This window comes from Acidithiobacillus sp. IBUN Pt1247-S3 (assembly GCF_041146875.1).
GTDB lineage: Bacteria > Pseudomonadota > Gammaproteobacteria > Acidithiobacillales > Acidithiobacillaceae > Igneacidithiobacillus.
In genome coordinates, this window is record NZ_JBFRXP010000061.1 from 1 (window position 1) to 1,627 (window position 1,627).

A 1,627-nucleotide genomic window follows, 5' to 3' on the forward strand; every position below is an offset into this window, starting at 1 on the left:
CCCTAAATCCGCGATTGCTGCTAAGAGATAGATAGATAAGGCCCCGATCTGCAAGCCTTTCTGGTAGAATAAGCTTATCGAGAGCTTCACCCAGAAGGTGAACTTACAGGAGGGGCCGATGAGTAAGATGGCACAGAGCGTGCTTCCATTCCAGTTGCAAGCGACGGAAGAGGCGATGACCGCGCAGGCGGGGCTGACGCTCTTTGGGGAGTATCTGTACGGTATCCAGTTTCCTCGCTGGGTGGAACAGGAGATGCCGAAGCCGGGCAGTGGTCATGCCTATGCTGCGATCCAGCAGGTCTTGCCGTTGGTGTTGATGCTGACCGGCGGTGGTCGCTCTCTGGAAGATGTACGGATGATTCATGCGGATCCGGTCTTGCGGCGCCTGCTGCATCTGGATGCGCTGCCCAGCACCGACGCGACGGGGGATTGGTTGCGGCGCACGGGGGCGGGAGCGGGTCTTGAGGGTCTAAGTCGCGTCAATCAACGGGTGGTGGCGCGCCGCTTGCGCAAACTCGGGCGTCACACCCACACGCTGGACATGGATGCCACGCAGATCCTTGCCGAAAAACGCACGGCCGAATGGACCTATAAGGGGGAGCGGGGCTATATGCCGATGGTCGGTCATTTGGCGGAAGCCGGGGTCGTCATCCATGACGATTTCCGGGCCGGTAACATCGCCCCGGCCAGCGATCACCTGGCCTTTCTCCAGGCCTGTGAGGCCCGGCTCCCCCAGGGTCACCGGATTGGGGCCGTTCGGGCAGACTCTGCCAGCTATCAGGCCGCTCTGTTCAACACTTGCGAAGAGACGGGCAAGACCTTTGCCATTGGCGGGCGGCTGGATGCACCGACCTTGGAGGCCATTGCCGCCATTCCCGACGCCGCCTGGACGAATTACGCCGATTGCGCGGTCGCGGAGACGGTGCATAGCATGGAGAAGACCACCAAGGCGTTTCGCCTAATTGTGGTGCGTTACCCGCATCAGGGAGAACTGCTGGAAGAAGGTCAGCCCCGTTATCACGTCATCGCCAGCAATCGCAGCGGACGCAAGGAAGAAGTTCTGGTCTGGTACCGCAGTCGGGGGGAGCATTCCGAGAATGGGATCAAGGAACTCAAGATTGGCTTTGGCATGGAACGCATGCCCTGTGGGCAGGAAAGCGCCAATGCCGCCTTCTTCCGGATGGGCGTCATTGCCCACAATCTCTTTGTCCTCTTCAAGCACTCCGCTCTGGGGGAGGATTGGCAGCGACATCGGGTGGCCACGGTCCGTTGGCGTTTTTTTCAAATCCCAGGGCGGCTGATCCATCATGCCGGCACCTGGGTGCTCAAGATCAGCACCTCCTGCCACGACCTCTTCACCGCCGTCCGGGCGCGCAGTGCCACAGCTGCCCACGACCCCACCTGCTGAATAATGGACCCAGAACCCGAACCGCCGATGCACTCGGTGCAGGATGCGGCTGCCTCACCTGCGAAAAACCGGGCCATATCACCCTCAAAATCACCGAAACCCCACGGTCCTACGGGTGTGATCGCCGTGGGAACCTTCCGGCAGTCACGCTATGCAGCCAGAATCGCCCTGCCCGTGCCCACAATGCGCCGCAACGCAAAGGTAATCGCGGAAATTGGG

General features: G+C 60.7%; 1 protein-coding gene. It reads left to right on the forward strand.

Going from position 1 to position 1,627, the window contains the following annotated elements; genetic code table 11:
• Positions 1 to 118: 118 nt before the first annotated feature.
• On the forward strand, positions 119 to 1,408 hold the full coding sequence (locus AB4090_RS15025) for an IS1380 family transposase (protein WP_369574684.1): 1,290 nt from the start codon (positions 119 to 121) through the stop codon (positions 1,406 to 1,408).
• Positions 1,409 to 1,627 lie beyond the last annotated feature (219 nt).